General features: G+C 34.6%; 18 protein-coding genes. 11 read left to right on the forward strand and 7 right to left on the reverse strand.

What is annotated here, in order from left to right; translation table 11 throughout:
• Positions 1-25 precede the first annotated feature (25 nt).
• The 8 genes from xylF (at position 26) to E2636_RS03070 (ending at position 7,269) form a co-directional block, all read left to right on the forward strand.
• The gene (gene xylF, locus E2636_RS03035; RefSeq protein ID WP_134208898.1) at positions 26-1,117 is read left to right on the forward strand and encodes a D-xylose ABC transporter substrate-binding protein; all 1,092 of its coding nucleotides are present in this window, start codon (positions 26-28) and stop codon (positions 1,115-1,117) included.
• Positions 1,118-1,251: 134 nt separating this feature from the next.
• Positions 1,252-1,824 carry a GNAT family N-acetyltransferase gene (locus tag E2636_RS03040; RefSeq protein WP_134208900.1) on the forward strand — a complete coding sequence of 191 codons (573 nt, stop codon included), beginning with the start codon at positions 1,252-1,254 and terminating at the stop codon, positions 1,822-1,824.
• A 182-nt stretch (positions 1,825-2,006) separates the two neighbouring features.
• Positions 2,007-2,348 (forward strand): alpha/beta fold hydrolase, encoded by a 342-nt coding sequence (locus E2636_RS03045; protein ID WP_134208902.1) that lies wholly within the window; start codon positions 2,007-2,009, stop codon positions 2,346-2,348.
• 210 nt (positions 2,349-2,558) lie between these two features.
• Complete coding sequence (locus E2636_RS03050) at positions 2,559-2,858, forward strand: hypothetical protein (protein WP_134208904.1); 300 nt, start codon at positions 2,559-2,561, stop codon at positions 2,856-2,858.
• Positions 2,859-2,964: 106 nt separating this feature from the next.
• The gene (locus tag E2636_RS03055; RefSeq protein WP_134208906.1) at positions 2,965-3,264 is read left to right on the forward strand and encodes a hypothetical protein; all 300 of its coding nucleotides are present in this window, start codon (positions 2,965-2,967) and stop codon (positions 3,262-3,264) included.
• 553 nt (positions 3,265-3,817) lie between these two features.
• A complete protein-coding gene (locus tag E2636_RS03060; RefSeq protein ID WP_134208908.1) occupies positions 3,818-4,348 on the forward strand; it encodes a dihydrofolate reductase family protein in 531 nt (176 codons plus the stop codon).
• Between the two features lie 163 nt (positions 4,349-4,511).
• Complete coding sequence (locus tag E2636_RS18880) at positions 4,512-4,670, forward strand: hypothetical protein (protein WP_166669474.1); 159 nt, start codon at positions 4,512-4,514, stop codon at positions 4,668-4,670.
• A gap of 847 nt (positions 4,671-5,517) precedes the next feature.
• Complete coding sequence (locus tag E2636_RS03070) at positions 5,518-7,269, forward strand: sulfatase-like hydrolase/transferase (RefSeq protein ID WP_134208910.1); 1,752 nt, start codon at positions 5,518-5,520, stop codon at positions 7,267-7,269.
• Between the two features lie 201 nt (positions 7,270-7,470).
• Here E2636_RS03070 and E2636_RS03075 read toward each other — a convergent pair whose 3' ends face one another.
• From E2636_RS03075 to E2636_RS03105, 7 genes are all read right to left on the reverse strand, one after another.
• Positions 7,471-8,103, reverse strand: coding sequence for a LysE family translocator (locus E2636_RS03075; protein ID WP_134208912.1), 633 nt, complete (start codon positions 8,101-8,103; stop codon positions 7,471-7,473).
• Positions 8,104-8,174: 71 nt separating this feature from the next.
• Complete coding sequence (locus tag E2636_RS03080) at positions 8,175-9,077, reverse strand: DMT family transporter (RefSeq protein ID WP_134208914.1); 903 nt, start codon at positions 9,075-9,077, stop codon at positions 8,175-8,177.
• A 323-nt stretch (positions 9,078-9,400) separates the two neighbouring features.
• The gene (locus tag E2636_RS03085; protein WP_166669475.1) at positions 9,401-10,702 is read right to left on the reverse strand and encodes a sensor histidine kinase; all 1,302 of its coding nucleotides are present in this window, start codon (positions 10,700-10,702) and stop codon (positions 9,401-9,403) included.
• Between the two features lie 77 nt (positions 10,703-10,779).
• Positions 10,780-11,454, reverse strand: a complete 675-nt coding sequence (locus tag E2636_RS03090; RefSeq protein WP_134208918.1) for a response regulator transcription factor — start codon at positions 11,452-11,454, stop codon at positions 10,780-10,782.
• Between the two features lie 204 nt (positions 11,455-11,658).
• Complete coding sequence (locus E2636_RS03095; RefSeq protein ID WP_134208920.1) at positions 11,659-12,333, reverse strand: ABC transporter ATP-binding protein; 675 nt, start codon at positions 12,331-12,333, stop codon at positions 11,659-11,661.
• Position 12,334: 1 nt separating this feature from the next.
• Entirely contained in the window at positions 12,335-13,369 is a 1,035-nt protein-coding gene (locus tag E2636_RS03100) for an ABC transporter permease (protein WP_134208923.1), read from the reverse strand.
• Positions 13,370-13,781: 412 nt separating this feature from the next.
• Complete coding sequence (locus E2636_RS03105; protein ID WP_134208925.1) at positions 13,782-14,234, reverse strand: OsmC family protein; 453 nt, start codon at positions 14,232-14,234, stop codon at positions 13,782-13,784.
• A gap of 370 nt (positions 14,235-14,604) precedes the next feature.
• On the opposite strand from E2636_RS03105, the gene E2636_RS03110 reads away from it, so the two are divergent.
• The 3 genes from E2636_RS03110 (at position 14,605) to E2636_RS03120 (ending at position 17,340) form a co-directional block, all read left to right on the forward strand.
• Entirely contained in the window at positions 14,605-15,231 is a 627-nt protein-coding gene (locus tag E2636_RS03110; protein ID WP_134208927.1) for a class I SAM-dependent methyltransferase, read from the forward strand.
• Positions 15,232-15,327: 96 nt separating this feature from the next.
• Positions 15,328-15,993 carry an HAD family hydrolase gene (locus E2636_RS03115; RefSeq protein ID WP_134208929.1) on the forward strand — a complete coding sequence of 222 codons (666 nt, stop codon included), beginning with the start codon at positions 15,328-15,330 and terminating at the stop codon, positions 15,991-15,993.
• A 123-nt stretch (positions 15,994-16,116) separates the two neighbouring features.
• Complete coding sequence (locus E2636_RS03120; RefSeq protein WP_166669476.1) at positions 16,117-17,340, forward strand: TraB/GumN family protein; 1,224 nt, start codon at positions 16,117-16,119, stop codon at positions 17,338-17,340.
• The last annotated feature ends 334 nt before the right edge of the window (positions 17,341-17,674 follow it).

Here is a 17,674-nt window from a genome sequence, read left to right on the forward strand (position 1 = left end):
ATACAAAAGTACAGGAGAGATGCCAATGGGACAGATATTAATCAAAGGAAGACTCATCCTGCTCGCATTGGTACTCATGTTCATCGCTTCGGCTTGTGAAAAGGAAGTAGTCAGAACAGAGAAGGTAGAGAAGACAACTCCTCTTAAGACGACAGAAAATAAAGAATCTACGAATGAAAAAATTAAAATTGGTTTTTCAATGGACACTTTATTAGAGGAGCGTTGGATAAAAGATAGGGATTTGTTCAAAGAGGCAGTGGAAGCTTTAGGAGCGGAAGTGGAGATTATGGCAGCGAACGGTGACGATGCTTTGCAAATATCTCAAGCTGAAACTTTGATTAGTCAAGGCATCGATTTGCTTATACTTGTTCCGCACAACGCTGAGTCGACTGCAACAATTGTTCACAAGGCTCATTTGGCAGGCATTAAAGTAATTGCGTATGATCGCTTGGTGAAAAACGCGGAAATCGATTTATATGTGTCATTTGACAATGAGCAAGTGGGGGAAATGCAGGCGAGAGCAATCACCAAGTTGGTTCCTAAAGGCAATTATGTCTACATCGGTGGCGCAAGTACGGATAATAATGCGCATTTATTTAAGAAAGGCGCATTCAATGTGCTTAAGCCGTTAATCGATAAAGGGGACATTACCATTGTCTATGACCAATGGACGAAGGACTGGGAACCTGCGAATGCACTGGTAAACATGAGAGAAGCGTTAAAAGCGAATGGTAATCAAATTGACGCAGTTATCGCTGCCAATGATGCAACTGCTGGCGGTGTTATTCAGGCACTCCTGGAACAGGGGCTTGCAGGAAAAGTCCCAGTGACTGGGCAAGACGCAGAGCTGGCAGCCGCTCAACGGATCGTTGAAGGTACGCAGTCAATGACTGTGTATAAACCAATTAAATCTCTAACTACCAAAGCCGCACAACTTGCAGTCGCATTAGCAAAAGGTGAAAATATATATGGTTATCAACAAGTGAACAACGGAAAAATTGAAGTGCCATCGGTTCTACTTTCACCAATAGCTGTTGATTTGTTAAATATTGACGACACGATTATTGCAGACGGCTTCCATTCTAGACAGGATGTTTATCAGACTTTGGGAGAATAAAGGATTGCTGCAACAGAACACTTATTTATGAATCTGTGAAGTTAAGTTGATAAAAGTGTAGGTCTGAAATCCACTCAGATGAAAATTTAATTCCTAAACATCGAGGAAAATAAATGGTGAAAAGGGTGATTAGCATGAAAGATCCGGAAAAATACGAAGCAATAAAATTCTTAGAGGGTAAAAGAGTTTATCTTAGACCAATAGAAAATGAAGACCTAGATTTGTTCTATGCTAAAGCTCTTTGGGACAAGGAGGTTAGGAGACTAACAGGAACACAAGTTGTATTTAGTCGATTAGGAGTTCAAAAATGGTTTGAAAACATATCAGAAGATAGTAGCAGGGTAGATCTAATAATTTGTTTGCAAGAAAATGATCAACCTATTGGGGATATTGCCTTGTTGGATATTGATCACAAAAACCGAAACTCGGTAGTTCGAGTCTCTATATTCAATCGTGAATTTTGGGGCAAAGGTTATGGTACTGAAGCGATGTCATTGCTACTAAAATTCGGATTTGAAATATTAAATTTACATAGGATAGGATTGAATGTCTTTTCTTACAATACTAGAGGAAAGAAGTCTTATGAAAAGCTAGGATTTAAACAAGAAGGAATAGTCAGGGATGAACTCTTTTATAATGGACAATATTATGACTCCATTTTAATGGGTGTTCTGAAAGATGAATTTAATCAGAATAACTCATCTTAGCTTAATGCTAAATTCAAAATCAGCCGAAATTATATATTCGGCTGATTTTATTTTGTTTAATATCAGGAAATCCGTAGAGTAACTAGAGGTGAAAGTATAAAAATAAATTGGAATTTAAAGGGATTTTAGCATTTTTAGCGAATGTAATAATTATTCAACATACGGAGATAAGGAGGAATGGAGTGAAAACAGCATTACTAAAAATGATAATTCATGAAGAATCGGTAAAATACGTTAATCGTGTACATAGATCTGATTGGAAGCAGTTCCTCTTTATGGGACGAAATGAAGAATGGTACCCATTTGAAGAGACAAAAGATTTGGTAGGCATTGCTTGTCCTGTTGTATTTATGGTTGGTGAAGGAAATAAAGATGAAACAAAAGGCGCTATCATGTACCCGTTAATGAAAGAGAATATCCACGTATCAATCATTCCCTTTGCAGGGCACTTAATTCATTCTGATCAGCCAAAAATATACACAAAAGTACTAGAACTATTTATAAATAAGGGAGATAAAGTTTAATTAACTTATCGATATCAAAAGGGAGCTTAGAATATGGGGTGGTTAATCATTGTTGTCATTGCATATTTACCGATTATTTATAGAATAAATAAACGGCTAAATTATTTGGAAAACGAAGTGGAAAGACTAAATAGAGAAAAAGACATTATTTAACTAGTAATCTTTTATATAATTACTCGAACAAAGTGAAAGGAAAAAGGAGGGGGATTTTTGAAAACGTTTAAAAAGTATTTGCTAATTAATATCTTCTTAATTGTATTTCATTTTATGATGTACTTCACAGCAGCCATGGGTTTTGGCAGTGGTAGCCCTAATCCGCCTCAAATTGTGGTTTTTGAAGCGATACTTACGTTGTCTATTGTTGGAGCTTCTCCTAACCTTTTTATCTTTCTGTATTCTGCAATTAGAAAGAAAAAAATTGTAGAAAATGCGCTATGGGCATTAGTGTTTTCATTGATTGTAATGATAGGTTATTTTACAGTATTTTGGGAGCTGTTAAATCTGTCCTGATATCGATTGAAACAATCAGGATACACATTTATAAAGAGTTTACATAGAAAAGAGTTAATTTTCCCTCAAATTATTAACATAGTGAAATGAAAAAGGAGAGAGATTCTTGAAAACGTTTAAGGAGTATTTGCTAATTAATATCCTTTTAATTGGGTTTCATTTTATGATGTACTTTACTGCTGTCATGGGATTTGGCTCAGCAACTGGTCGCCCCCCTAAAATCGATATAATTAAATTTTTATTATTTTTTTCAGCAATTGGAGCTTCTCCTAACCTATTGGTTTTTCTGTTTTCTGCGATAAGAAGAAAAAGCATAAGAGAAAATGCACTATGGGCATCTGTATTTTCATTGATAGTTATGGTAAGTTACTTCACTGTATATTGGAATCTGCTTAATATGTCCTGATATAAGAACTGAATCTGAATACTAATAAGTAGCAGGAAATGATTTCTGAAAATAAAATAATACGATTAGTTCCTTAAATAGAATTAAGGTTTATTAATAAATATTTCAAGACAGAAAATTTACTGATATCCTCTTACTAGTTCAACTTGATATGTTTGATTATTCATTTTTTTTGAAGTAGTAGTGATATAATCAGTTTAATTGCATAAAACCGGTTAGGGTTACTTCCAAATAAACAAAATTCAGAAGGTCAATCCTTATACACTATTCGTTGAATTGAAAAGAAAGAAAAGGTATGGATGATTTGGTATAGTATACAACCGGATAGTGATAGCTCGCCTGCATATATCTATCATCTATATTAAGGAGAGTTCAGAATGATGTATGCCAGTTCTGTACTTCAAAATTAGAAATAATGGTGAAGATTTCATGAATAATATCCCTTGGATTAAGTGTTTTTGGTGGAAATTAATATGTTTGCACTCTATATAAAAAATTGGATATAAGACCAACTCTATTTCAATGGGAAAAAACTTATAAGGATGGGGATATGATGAGTAGTCAACGGAAATTAATATCGTTTATTGCTACGAGTTTAGATGGATATATTGCGACAAAAAATGAATCATTAGATTGGTTGTTTAAAGTTGAAGGCGAAGATGATAATGGGTACTCAGAGTTTTATGAAACTGTGGATACAATTATAATGGGAAGAAAAACGTACGATTGGATTTTGAACCAAGAAACAGAGGATTTTCCATATAATAAAGAATGTTTCGTTTTTTCGAGATCTGTAAACGGTGAAAACAAGAATGTGAAATTTGTTAATGAAGATATCGTTAATTTTACAAATAAACTGAAGAATGAAGAAGGGAAAAATATTTGGATTGTCGGTGGAGGAGAATTATTGCATCCTTTTATAAAGGAAAAATTAGTGGATGAAATTATACTTACAGTTGCACCTACTTTAATTGGAACAGGTATTTCCTTGTTTAAAGAGGATAATTATCAACTAGAACTTTCTTTAAAAGGAACGAGACGTTTCAATCAATTCGTCGAACTTCATTACGAAGTGCAAAAGTGACAAACTTTGTTCAACTTTTTTAATGCTCGATTTGCATCATGGTAAAGCCGAACGACGGACACTAACATCTACGCAGAATTACTTGTTGAAAAAAAGCCGAACTTAGTGACTTATTCAATTAGTTCGGCTCTGCGTTTTTTTTAGGAAATGGATCAGAGCCTCATTGATTAAGCCACGAAAATCAGGATCATTCGTAGCAATTGGATTAATCGGTCGTGATGAGGTGTACTCAGCAGAAATAGTAAAAATGATTAAGAATTTAGAAGAAGATTCACAGGAATCAAAAGTAAACATCCATGGTTTAAGATGTGTTCATTTGTAAATCCACATGATATTGCTTTATATGGGGTATTCAAAGATCTTAATACCATGTTATTTAAAAGCCAATGATAATCAAATTGACGCCGTCATCATTGCTAATGATCCAACAGCTGGCGGTGCATTCAGGAACTCATGGAACACGGGTTTGTAGGAAAAGTTCCAGTGGTTGGGCAAGACGCAGAACTGGTAGCCGTGCAGCGAATTGTTGAAGGTACTCAGTCAATGACAGTCTTATAAACTGATCTAAGCGCTAACGGATAAAGCAGAACAGCCTGCAGTAGCGTTAGCGAAAGGTGAAAAAGTCGGTGAAAGTTAAAAAGTGAACAATAGAAAAATCGAAGTGCCATCGGTTCTACTTTCACCAAAATCTGTTGTCGATGATACGATTGCAGATGGAATACATTCTAGACAGAATGTTTATAAGACGGTTGGAGGTTAGACGGTGTCTACTTATTTGACCTGAATTAGTTACCTAAATAAACGAGGGTGTCATCTTTAGATGATGAAAGTCTGAGTTGTTGAACAAACTGTATATATAGGAACTTCAAGAGCGGCCGAAATTACATCTTCGGCTGCTTTTCTTGTATAGAGGTTGCAGATCATTCTTTTTTTTATAAATTAATAGGTAGAGTTCAAAGGGAGTTACCGATTTATAGCGAATATATTTAATCAATTTATTACGATACCATATTATAATCAATCTTTATGTGGCAGAGAATTTAACTTTTACTACACAATCACAATCGGGACAGATTGTTTGAAAGCTTATTTGAAACACAAATGCATGTCTACTCCACTTTGATTGATAATATCTTTCGGATGAACATATAGTACTAGGAAGCCTAATAATGAGTAGGAGTGACATAGGGTTGAGTAAAAAACGACAGAGAAAGAACGAGAACAAAAAGAAACGTCCGAATATTCTTGTTTTAATGGTCGATCAGCAACGATTTCCTGCTGTATATGAAAATGAAGAGTTACAGAAATGGAGTGAAGAAAACTTAGTTACACAACAATTATTACGAAAAAACGGGATGGAGTTCCTAAATCATTATGCAGGGAGTACTGCTTGCTCGCCAAGTAGAACCACATTATATACAGGACAGTATCCATCATTACATGGAGTTTCTCAAACGACTGGAGTTGCAAAAGAATCCTTTGAACCAGACGTATTTTGGCTCGATCCTAATACAGTTCCTACTATGGGTGATTATTTTCGTGGGAAAGGATACCAAACATTTTGGAAAGGGAAATGGCACGCTTCAGATGAAGATGTTTTAATTCCAGGAACACACGATGGAGTTCCTAGCTATAACAAGATAACGGGTGTACCTATTAAAAATAAAAAAGAGGTTTATAAAGAAGCTAACCGTCTTGATCCTTTTGGGTTCTCTGGTTGGATAGGACCAGAACCTCATGGAACAAGCCCACGTAATTCAGGTTCGTCCGCAGCAATTGGGTTAAGCGGTCGTGACGTGGTGTACTCAGAAGAAACAGTCAAACTGATAAAGTCATTAGAAAAAGAATCACAGGATTCAAAAGTAAATACACCATGGTTTGCGATGTGTTCATTTGTAAATCCACATGATATTGCTTTATATGGTGTATTCACAGCTCTTAATCCCTCGTTTAGCTTTGAGGTTGACCCAACACTTCCGTTAATACCTCCAGCTCCTACAGTAGGTGAGTCACTTCTTACTAAGCCAAGGGCACAGGAAAGTTATCGAATCACGTATCCTAAAGCATTACAGCCAATTTTAGATAACGATTTTTATCGCCATCTATATTACAGTTTGCAAAAAAAAGCGGATCAAGAAATGCTCAAGGTCTTTAATGCGCTTAAAAACTCGATTTTCTATAAAAATACAATCGTTTTGTTTACCTCAGATCACGGTGAGTTATTAGGTGCGCATGGTGGTCTACATCAAAAGTGGTATAACATGTACGAAGAGTCCATCCATGTTCCATTAATCATTCATAGCCATGCTCTTTTTTCTAAAAGCGAAAAAACGGATGTGCTTACTAGTCATGTTGATATCCTGCCTACATTGTTAGGATTAACGGGATTAAATGAAAAGTGTCTACAAGCGAAACTTTCAAAAAATCATACGGAAGTAAAACCATTAGTCGGTAGAAACTTGACGCCACTACTGGAAGGGAGTGAACAATTTTGTAGAGTGGATGAACCTATCTATTTTATGACTGATGATGATGTGACGAAAGGATTAAACCAAACTACGGTAACAGGTAAGCCATATAAATCAGTTGTTCAACCTAATCACATCGAAGCTGTCATAACAAAACTTAAAACTGGAGCTGGAAATGTAAAAGAGATTTGGAAATTCGCTCGTTACTTTGATAATCCTCAGTTTTCGAGTAACTCTGATGCTAATGAATTTGATGAAACAGAAGAATGTCCAAATGCACCAGTATCAGATGAATTTGAATTATACAATCTTACCAAAGACCCACTAGAAGAAAAAAATCTAGCTGACCCTATATTTGCAACTGAAGAAACAGCTCTCATCCAGCAACTATTAACAGTTATTCTTAAAGATCAAAGCAAGCAAAAACGTCTATATCCAACAAATGATGAATGAATACTTTAGGAAGAGTACTAGAACGGACTTAAATTTATAGGGGGAAAAATTTTACAGAATTCTAACATTTAAATTCTATTTAATTCATACAAAAGACACCTTCAATCAGATGATAGGTGTCTTTTATATGAATGCTTAAGAAACGGAATTTATATTTCTCCTCATTTCTGGGAGGAATAATCATCTCAAAATAAATCTCTACTATTGAGTAGCCTTTGTTTTTAATAATTTTATACTCATTGCAATAAAAACGATTCCTGTTAATTTATTTAAAATGAATTGAACGTTCTTATTTCCTCTTAATTTATTTGTGGATTGAGAAGAGAAATGAGCAATAAAAAAGCCCCATATGCCACCAGTTACGCAAAAAGTAAGACCTAAAAGTAGAAATGGAAGAGGGCTTGAATTTTCTGGACTGATAAACTGAGGTATAAATGCAATAAAGAATAGTGCCACTTTAGGATTTGTAATGTTGACTATCAACCCTTGTAGAAATATCTTTCTATGTAACATCACTTGAACGTGTTTTGGTTCTGGAGCAGTGGTCTTTCTAGCTAGGATCATCTTAATGCCTAAATAAGCTAAATATACAGCGCCTATTATTTTAACGGTATTAAATAGAAAAATAGAATTCATTAAGATAATAGATAAACCAAAGGCAGCTAACAAAGTATGAACGATAGAACCTGAGGTAATACCGAGTGCAGAATAAATACCTGCTTTCGTTCCTTGAGAAATACTTCTGCTTATTATATACATGGTGTCTGGTCCTGGGGTTAGGTTTAATAGAATAGCAGTCAAAATAAAAATTTCAAAGTTTACAATGCTAAACATTTACATTCTCCTTATATAAATCATGTATTCTGTCACCTATGTATTTTTCTCTTTAAGAAAAAAGAGGACAATTAAATTTGTCGCGTCCACCTTTTAGAAAGAATGGTTTTACCTTTGACATTTATGATGAAGACACCAGATAGTGCAATTATTCCTCCAATTAACGACAGAGTTGTTGGCCATTCACTTAGCCAAATCCATGCAACACAAATCGCAACTGCCGGTTCGAGGTACATCATACTGGCTACAGAACTTGCATTACCTAAAGAAAGGGCAATCGCCCAAGTGACATAAGCAATGGCAGCCGGAAAAATACCCACATAAAGGGTAGATAAATGAGCTTCGATTGTGGCGTTTTGAATGGATGTAAAAAGTCCGGGCGAAAAAAAGAAAAAAGGAAGCGTCCCTGCCCAAGTAAAATAAGCTGTCAATTCAATCGGATTGTAACGAGTTAACAATGTTTTTTGAAATACAAAGAACACGGATGTTGCAACTGCCGCTATTAAAACTAAAATCGCTCCATTAGACAATGTGAGGGATGGGCCAGTTGATCCCAATGTAATGCACAAAATCCCAATAAACCCAACACCGAGTCCAATCCATCCAAGAGAGGTTAAACGTTCCTTTAATATTAGGATAGCGATGATCGCAGTAAAGATGGGTGTTGAGCCTATTAGCATACCAGCTGTACCAGCAGTGATGGTTTGTACACCGAAAGTTACCCCGATATGATAGACACTAATACCTGTCCAGCCGAGAATAATAATTCTTAATAAATCGCTTTTGTTGGGTAAACGGAATTTGCTCCCTGGCCACAAGGCATAAATGAGAAATAACCCAGATGCAATAAGATAACGAACTAGCACTAGATGACCGGCATCGTAGCCACCTTGTAAACTAGCACGTATAGCAGCAAAAGCAGAACCCCATATAATAATCGTAATAAATGCCATTAATAAAGCCTTTGTGTTCAAATTTATCTCTCCTTAAAACGTTCAAAATAACGCTCCCTTGAGTGAACACAATGGGAATTAGATGTCTTTTATTATAATCTAGAAAATACGTGGTGAATAAGATATATAGGTAGGTTAAAGAATACCTTAACATTACAGCTTTTTGCGATTTTGTAAACAATACAAGTGTACTCTTTTTGCTAATCGAATCTGTTTAGCGAACTTGGAAAAGGATAATTTACAGATGGTTTTGTATGACATGGTGGATTCAAATAATTGTTCAACCCGGTACTGTTTATTTTTTATAGTAAAATATAAACAGTAACAGGGGAGTAAATGAAAAATTACTCTTTTGGTAAGTGGATACTGATTGTTGTTCCTTCTTGAAGTCCAGTCTTAACTGTGATGCTGCCTTTATGCAAATGAATAATATTCTTTACTATAGCGAGACCAAGCCCCGTTCCTTCTGTTTTGCGACTTCGTGCTTTATCTACCCGATAGAATCGATCGAATGCCTGATTTAGCTGTTCTTCAGACATTCCGATACCCTCATCGTGGATAGATATAGTGATTTGGTTATCATCGTTATATGTTTCAATGTAAATATTGCCATTTTTCTCGCTATATTTAATCGCATTACTCAATAGGTTCTCCCACACAGTTTGAAGCAATGGCGCATTTCCCATTATATTGTCAGCTTTTAAGGAATGTGAGAGGCCCATTTCTTTTTCTTCTAATTTCCATCGAAATCTTTTAATGGTTTCTAACCATTGTGTATTAATAGAAAGTGGTTCTAAATCTTGAAGTTTAGTTACTTCATCCAAAGTAGTTAATGAAAGTAATTGCTTGGTTAGTTGGGAAAGTCGAGTAGTCTCTAAGTGGACAATATTTCTGTAAGCAGTTTGTTGTTTTTTTGATAGGTCGGGCTGATCTAATAGTGTCAGGTAGCTTTGAATATTATGGAGTGGAGACTGAATATCATGAGAGACGTTGTTCACAAATTCTTTTCGCTTTTTTAGTAGCTCTTTTAATTGACCACGCATAAGCTGAAAACTTTCTGCTAACTGACCTATTTCATCTTTTCGATGGATATTTATAGGTTCATCAAAAGATTCAATGGCCATTTTTTTGGTTACATTGGTTAAGTGTGTGATCGGATCAATGAGTTTTTTAGCTACTAGGATCATCCCTAAAATACTTAACAGCATTAGACCGATAGCAAGGCCACCGAATAAAAGCCGGAGTTCTCCAAACAACATGTCGATGTTTGGACGAATAAAAAGTGCATGTTCTATGCCATCAACTGTCAAAGGTACGCCTACAGAATTTCTCAATTCATTTGCAAAAAAACCTGTCACAAACGTTTTTCGAGGGAAATTAAGCATACCGTGATATACATCACCGGCTATAACAGTAGAGATTAGATCCTCCGATAATATTTTTTCGCGGTAAGCTCCTCCATAAAATAAACCAATACCTTTTTCGTCCTCGATATAAAGTTGATAACCTGATGCGCCTAACATATCTAACGCTGGGCTAAGCTGTGAAGAATCAAGACCTTCCAAGTATGTCGCCATTTCAGTTGCTATCGCTACGTTCTTGGCATCATTATCTTCTTTAACAAATTGGTGGTAATAAGTATTCATTACATAAAAGGAAGTAACACTACTTATAAGCATTGTTAAAAGGGTAAACCATATGAACTTAACATAAAGGGAATGTGTCATGTTACTCCCTCGAGTTTATATCCGACTCCCCGTACTGTTGTGATTTGAAGATCTGGTGCCCACGTTGAAAGTCTATTACGAATCCGTTTAATATGAACATTCACGGTTTGATCATCGCCTGCGTAGTTGATGCCCCAGACACTCTCAATGATTTGATCTCTGGTGAAAACAGACTTAGGTCGAGAAGCTAGGAGACGTAAAACTTCGAACTCTTTAAGAGGAAGCATCAGGGTTTCGCTAGCAGTCTGAACTTCATAGCTTCTACCATCAATTTTTATTGAGCCAATACATATAATCTCATCCTGATGCTTATCATATCTTCTCAAAATGGCTTGAATTCGGAAAAGTAACTCCTTAAATTCAAACGGTTTTACTATATAATCATCAGAACCTGATTTAAATCCTTTTTCTTTGTCCTCAATTTGATGTCTCGCGGTTAATAAAATAACAGGTATCTCGTAAATCTTTTTTAGTTCCTTTGTAACTTCAAATCCATTGATTTCGGGCATCATAATATCGATTACGGCTAGATCTACTTTTTGTGTTCTCATCAATAAGAGAGCCTCATTACCAGAATATGCAGAGACTACTTCATAGCCAAAACGATTTAATTCAATTTGTACAAATTTCACCATGTTTTGATCATCGTCCACTACTAAAATTCTTGTCATATTCTCTTCCTCTCAGCATATAAACAGTAGCAAGATCTAATTGCTTAAGTGGTTCCTATGTATTTGCATGTATCAAGTCTATAGTTATTATAACCACAAGTGAGGTTAATCAAAATAGGTTCCCTAAGCCGAAGGAACCTAGTATTATCTTACTTTTATTAGGAATCTTAGTATATATCATTCCCTTTACCACGTTTTATACAGTTACTTAATTAAACCATCTCTCATGGTTACTATGTTATCTGCATATAACAGCATTTCTTCATCATGTGTTACCATCAACGTTGTAATTTTCATCGTTTTAGTTAAGTCTTTAATTAAGTTCATTATGTCTATTGATCTTCGAGAATCTAAACTTGCGGTTGGCTCATCTGCAAACAACATTTTTGGCTTGTGTATCAACGCTCTAGCAACGGCTACTCTCTGCCTTTCTCCTCCTGATAAAGATGATGGAAAAGCGTCTTTCCGATGATACATGTCTACCAACTTAAGTAACTTTTCTACTTCATTTCTTTGTTCTTGTTTTTTTAGCCTTACTTCAGAGATTTCGAGCATGAGTGTAAGTTGGTCTTCAACTGAAAGAAACGGAACAAGATGAGATGACTGAAATATAAAGCCAAACTGCTTTGCTCTAATTTTTCTAATTTGTTCTTGGTTCATTTCACTTAAATTTATCCCTTGAAAATAAATTCGCCCTTCAGTTGCACGCTGAAGTCCTGCTGCTATAGTAAGCATAGTGCTCTTTCCAGATCCTGATGCACCAATTAATGCAGTTATTTGTCCTTCTTTTAAAGTTAGATTAATCCCTTTCAATACTTGCTCTTTTATTTCTCTGTTTTTAAATGTTTTTTTAACATCATTAATTTGAAATATGGTCATATTATCCCTCTCCTTGTTGAATTGCTTGAATAGGTTCAACTTTTTTAATTTGAATCCCTGAAATTGTAGCCCCAACAAATCCAATAACTCCAAAGATTAAAGACAGTTGAATACTTGTTCCAATAGATAAATCAAAAGGCAACCCTTTTGGAGCTATTAGTGCAAATGCTTGGCTTAAAATAATAGATATACCTAGAGAAATCAAGGTAATAAAAATCATTTGGTACCACATCATGACAAACAAAGAAATAGTTTTGAAGCCAAGAGCTTTTAATATCCCATACAACCCTATTTTTTGGACATTCATCATGTAGAAAAATATTGAAAATAACATCCCACTAATTACTACTAAAAACCAAGTAATCATATTCAATGAGAGTTGTTCTGCACTGTAGCTTGGAATTGTTTTGAGAAATTCATTAGTAGAAAATGACTGAAGTCCTGAAAAGGATTGAGCTTCATCTTGTCCTGGGATAAAGATTAGTTGCATCTCATTCAATTTATAGATCTCTTTGTAATCATTCGTATTGATAAAAGCTACAGGTGCATGACTAAATTTCTTTTGGTCTACGAACCCTTTTACTTTGAATTCGCCACTGATTTGATTGTTCGTTAACGTATCTCCAATCTTCATTCCTTCATCTTCCAATGATTGATCTACTATCACATCTCCTTTACTAAGTTCTTCAAACAAATGTGATTCAGTCGTTGTTACAAAAGCAACACTTTGTTGTTTACCATTACGATCATTCAGAAAGCCCATTTGTATGGAAAGTGCTACAGATTCTTTATAGTTGCCTAAGATGTTAGCCTCAAGTTTGCCATCAATTTTAGAAGCATTAAAAATTTCTTCTGCATTTGTATTCATATAAAATTGACCTTCTGGCAGATCTTTAATAATCGCTGCATTATCTTGAGATAAACCATTTGCTAGTCCAGAAATAATAAATGTTAAAAAACTAATTAAAAATATAATAGATCCTAAAATCATGAAACGCACTTTGCTTTTTTTAATCTCTTTCCATGCAATATTCATATAACTTCCTCCAGTTCTACTTGCTAATTAGAGTATAGTTTTGGATGATGAACTAAACATGAACAAAGGATTACAATTCATTCGTGTTGAGAAGGCAAAACTTTAGTAACCGATGGAATCTTAAAAAAGGATTCATTTGGAGGATGACTTAAATTATTTAGTAAAACGTAATGGGGGTTGGCAATTCCTTAATTTTTGATATGCAGGGAGCGGATTGAAGAACCAGTGGATTTTGGGTTTAATTATTCACGCTAAAAACACTTTACAATGGAGTTAATTAACAGATGACGCTTGGTATGTAGGATGGGACAATCAAGAATAGCTAAAAATCTTCAACAACTGGCGCTTATAATTTAAACTATATTTTGTGAAAAAAACAGCCTATCCATTATCTCGGACGGGCTGTTTTAATTTATTCAGCTAATGTAATTTTAATATCTAATTCCAATTCCACGTTTCCAGCAAGCGCTTTACTAATCATACAAGCTGTTTCTGCTTTTTTTGCGATACGTTCTACTAACGAAAGAGTACGCTCTATCGTGCCAGCTGCTAATACAATATGTGGACGGTGAATGATTTTTTCATACGTTAGAGCTCCGCTTTGCGCAACTGCCACAATTGCTTCTGATTTAACCGTTAAAGCAACTTGTTCAATCTTATTAAATCCTAACATTGCTGCTAAGGTAGCTGTATAACAAGTAGCTGCAGCTGCTAATAACATTTCCTCTGGATTCGTTCCGATTCCAGGACCTTTTAATTCACTTGGAACAGATACTTGAGTTTTTAACGTTTTTGTTTCTAATTGACCTACACCTGTGCGAGGGCCTTTCCAATCTAGTGATAGTTGAAATGAGTGCTTTTCCATGATAACACCTCCACATAAATCTAGTTACAAATTACTATATTAAATTATGGTACAAAAATACTGCGTCAATACTTTATATCATTTACATTGTAGAATTTCAATTAAATGAACTTGTTCTAATAATTACACATAAAAGAAAGGGATGAGCCTTAATACTTTACTTATTTAATTATTCTGAAACAAATAAAAGAATTATGTTATTATTTACATGTATCTATTAAACATGGAATTTATATGAAAAATAATAATGTTAGAAATCGTCAAAATAGCTAAGGTGAAATGATGGACAACTAATCGAAATCACTTGTTTTAATGAATATTTAAAATTCAACTAGCTCGATAGTTCGTTCAATTAATAGGAGGAACTTACATGTTAAACAACCAAGGGTTTGACTTATGGGCAAATGAATATGATAGAACTGTACAAGTAAGTGAAGAGAATAATTTGTATCCTTTTGCTGGATACAAAAATATTTTAAACGTTATTTTTAATGAAGCTATGCAAAAACAGCAGTCAAAGGTTTTAGATATAGGGTTCGGAACAGGTATTTTAACTAGTAAACTTTATGAAAATGGTCATCAAATAGATGGCTTAGACTTTTCCAAGAAGATGATTGGCTTAGCACAAGAAAAAATGCCAATGGCAAATTTAATGGAATGGGATATTTCAAATGGTTTACCGGACTATGTTAAAGAAAAAAAGTATGATTCTATCATAAGCACATATACATTACACCATTTGACTGATGAAGATAAAGTTATTTTAGTCAAGAGTTTACTACCTTTACTTGCTGATAATGGAAAAATTATAATTGGGGATATTGCTTTCCAAACAAGAAAGAAACTTGAAATATGCAGAAATACTAGTATTCAGTATTGGGATAATGATGAATTTTATTTTGTATTTGAAGAGATAAACGCATCACTAAAAAACATATGTACATGTGAATATCATTCTGAATCTCACTGTGGTGGTGTATTAATTATTTCAAAATGATATGTATTTTAGTGGAAGAATTAGCTGCCTTTACAGGGTAGTTTTTTTATTAAATTAAAGATGTGCGTAAAAATTGATGTTGAGAGGAAGCTTAAATTGAAGAAATATAAAATTATATTATTTGATCTAGATGGGACTCTTTCAGACCCTAAAGTTGGAATAACTAAATCTGTACAATATGCTCTGCGAAAAATGGATATTGTTGAACCAGATCTAAACAAACTAGAATCCTTTATTGGTCCACCTTTGCAAGATTCATTTGCTGAATATTATCATTTCAATCAAGCAAATATTAAAATAGTTATCGACTATTATAGGGAAAGATTCATAGAAAAAGGGATGTTTGAAAATGAGCTATATGTAAATATTCCTCGTCTATTAGAAAGTTTAAAGCAACAGCAAACAATCTTAGTTGTAGCTACTTCCAAGCCTACTGTGTTTGCGGAACAAATTTTAAACTATTTTAAGATTGACCAATATTTTGAACTAGTTGTAGGTAGTAATTTAGACGGAACTCGAACATCAAAAACAGAAATCATTCAATACATACTCGATTGTTATAAAGAGTATAAGAAAGAGGATTTTATTATGGTTGGCGATCGTAAACACGATCTTATAGGTGCAAATAATACTGGTATCGACTCTATTGGAGTAACTTATGGCTTTGGTTCATTGGAGGAGTTGAGTAAAGAAAACCCAACTCATATTGCGAACAGCGTTGAAGAATTAGCGAAACTTTTAAAACGGATAATTCTCAAATAATTAAATAGGAAATATAGTAGATTTGCTTAATCCAGCGACTAAAAAGATTGATTAAATTAATCAAGAAAGTGGGCGTCACATTTGTTTAGAAAAGCAAAAAACATATTTTTAATAGGGATGCTAATGTTTTTTTTCACAGCGTGCTCACCGTTAACGAGCACGAAACAAGATTATTTCAAAGATAAAGCCTTGGAATCTATTGTTCTTCAAGAGATTGAGAGTGAAGATGGAAATTTAGAGGAAGATGATTTTGCATCTATTAAAACATTGGATGCTAGTGGTTCTGGAATCAGTGATATTAACGGAATAGAATCATTAACTTCTCTTAATTACTTAGATGTGTCCGGTAACGATATTGTCGATTTAACACCTTTACTGACGTTGGAAAAATTATCAGAAGTCCATCTAGGTGACGTATATTTCACAGGTGATATGGATGCACCTGTGTGGAGTGTACCGGAAAAACTTGAGGAAAAAGGGGTAGAAGTTAATGTTCGCGAGCGACTATCGTTTGATGAACATGATGGACCTTCAGAAGGTGTTTTTTATCGAATTCAAAAAGATAATCAAACCGTTTATTTACTCGGATCTATTCATATAGGAGATCAAAGCTTGTATCCGCTTCACAATCAGATTGAAGCGGCATTTGAGGAAGCCGATTATTTAGCTGTTGAAATTGATATTGCGGATGTTAATGAAATAGAAGTCTCAAAGACCATGATGGAGAAGGGGATGTATACAGATGGCACAGTCCTTTCTAGCGTGGTCAGTGAAAAGGTTTTTAATGAAGCAGCTGGACATTTGTCTAGTTTAGGCTTGAACGAAGTGATGCTCGATCAATTTCAACCATGGTTTGTATCGATGATTCTCTCTGAAGTCGCTTTAGAAAAAACAAACTTAACTGGAAAAGATGGGATTGACCTTCATTTCCTGAATCGCGCAAAAGAAAAGAATATACCCATTATTAGCCTAGAATCTGTCGAAAGTCAGATTGCATCTATTAGCTCTGCCCCTAAAGAGGAGCAAATCGCCAGTTTAGAAGATATGCTTGACACATTCGATATTTATGAAGAGGAACTAACGCAATTAATTCGTCTTTGGCGTTCTGGCAACATCGAAGTATTTTCTCAATTACGACAGATTAATCAAGGTTCTGAACAGTTAGCGATGGACGAAAGAGACTTACTAATGACGGGTCAAATAGAAGAGTTTTTAAATGCAGACGAAAGAGAAACATATTTTATTGTTGTAGGTTCACTTCACTTAGCTGGAAAAAATAGTATTGTCGACTTACTTGAAAATCGAGGTTATACAGTTGAACCTCATGCTGAATTCCGAACAAACTGAAGGGCAACAGATGAACCAGATTAATATATTTGCAATATTTATATTAAGGCTAGTTCAAAAGGAAATTCTGAAGACGACCTAAAAATAGAAACTAGCTTAGAGCGGATGTGTGTAAAATGATATCATTTTTGCTTTTTTATATTATAGGAATACCCATCTCTATACTTTTACATGAAGTTGGTCATGCATTGGGCATCATTCTTTTTACAAAAGAGAAGGCGTATGTATATGTTGGTTCTAACAATGAGGAGGAGAATAAGGAAAACTTTCGAATAGGAAAAATACACTTCCATATCAATTGGGCATATTTTGGCTTTTGTGTTGTGAAAAATAG

Source organism: Paenisporosarcina antarctica (assembly GCF_004367585.1).
GTDB lineage: Bacteria > Bacillota > Bacilli > Bacillales_A > Planococcaceae > Paenisporosarcina > Paenisporosarcina antarctica.